Origin of the sequence: Okeania sp. SIO2B9 (assembly GCF_010672505.1) — a bacterium.
In the GTDB taxonomy this organism is placed as follows: domain Bacteria; phylum Cyanobacteriota; class Cyanobacteriia; order Cyanobacteriales; family Microcoleaceae; genus Okeania; species Okeania hirsuta.
In genome coordinates, this window is record NZ_JAAHGK010001580.1 from 1 (window position 1) to 1,483 (window position 1,483).

A 1,483-nucleotide genomic window follows, 5' to 3' on the forward strand; every position below is an offset into this window, starting at 1 on the left:
CCCAATTTTGATAACCATAGTAAGCTTCTTGTAAATGAACTTTGGCATACTTAAATTTATTTTGATTTAGCCAATATTTTGCCGCTAATTCATTACCTAATGCTTCATATTGGATAAATTCATTTTTCTTTGCTGATTCTATGGCCTGATTATATAAGTCTATTGCTTCTAGATTCTTTCCAGAAATACTAGCTTTTTCTGCTTCTACTAATAAATATTTATGTTCAAAGTTTTCTTGGCAGTTATCTGCCCAAATTTTCATCTGCTGTTGATTTTTTTCTAGTTGTTGCCAATATTCTGTTTGTTTAGTTTCTGAAACGTGAGTATAAAGGGCAGCTAAGATTAGTGAATAATAAAAATTAAATTCTGTAGTAGGTACAGTACCTATAATAAATGTCAGATATTTTTTAGCTTCTAAGATGTTATGCAATGCGGAGTCTAAATCTCTATATAAATAGAGAATAAAAGACTTATTAATTAGATAGATACATAGAGAGTGAAAATTTTGATATTGTTGACAACTTTCCAAGTATTCTGTTTCGTTTATTTTGTCAATATCAAAGTCGATTTTTTTGTCTTTTAAAGAGTTTATATCCATTTTTTTTGTTTGTGCTTCCAAGTTTTCTATAATACTTTTAATTCCTGTTAAAGTATCTGTCGAAAGTTGATTTTTTGTTTTTTGAGTAAATTGTAAATAGCGAGAAACTTCTTTCAATGTTTCTGAAATTGGTCTGCCTTGGAATAATGAATTAATAGCAGTGTTATGTAGAAGATAACCAGCATATTCTAAATCCCCTGATTCTAAAGCCGCTCCATACCCTTCATTATTAATTAAATTAGATTCTTTGTGTGCTTAAACCAAAAACTTAATCCATTAGCAAATCCAGCATAAGCTTTACATTTTAAACCTAAAATTTCCCACTTATCAGTTAATTTTAGTGCCAAGAGACCAAACTGATATGCAGAGTGATAATCTCCTAAAGAACTATTGAGGATTATTCCATAGTTACAATAACAAACACATGACTCAGCAACTGAACCATATTTCAAAGAAATATTAACACCTTTCAATACAATTACTGTCCATAACTCTGGTGAAGTTAAATAAGTAGATGCCATCAAATTTGTAATTAAGGCTAAAGCTACTTTATATTTTGATTTCTCGCTTTTTGTTTCATAAATCAGACTAGCAATTTCTTGAGTGCGTAAATTTTCTTTTACTTTAGTAAATTCCCGATCAATAACTGTTTGTAAATCTGTTTCTGGAAGTTCGATTTCTAGTAATCCCAAAGCCTTCTTTGCTGCTGTAATTGCCTTTTCATACTGAGCGCGTAAAGTATATTGAACAACCAATAAATTATAAACTTCTGTTTTTTCAATAACTGATTTTGAAAGGTCTAATATTAATTTTATTAAGGCTTCACTTTCTGATAAATTACTGTTTAAATATTCTACTATTGCCCCTTCTTTATATAGAGCAAAA

At 29.3% G+C, this 1,483-nt stretch carries 2 pseudogenes; both read right to left on the minus strand.

The window, feature by feature from the left end:
- Positions 1 to 715: pseudogene (locus F6K13_RS32820) on the minus strand (serine/threonine-protein kinase PknK); the annotation flags it as partial.
- Positions 716 to 831: 116 nt separating this feature from the next.
- Positions 832 to 1,483 (minus strand): annotated as a pseudogene (locus tag F6K13_RS32825) (serine/threonine-protein kinase PknK); the annotation flags it as partial.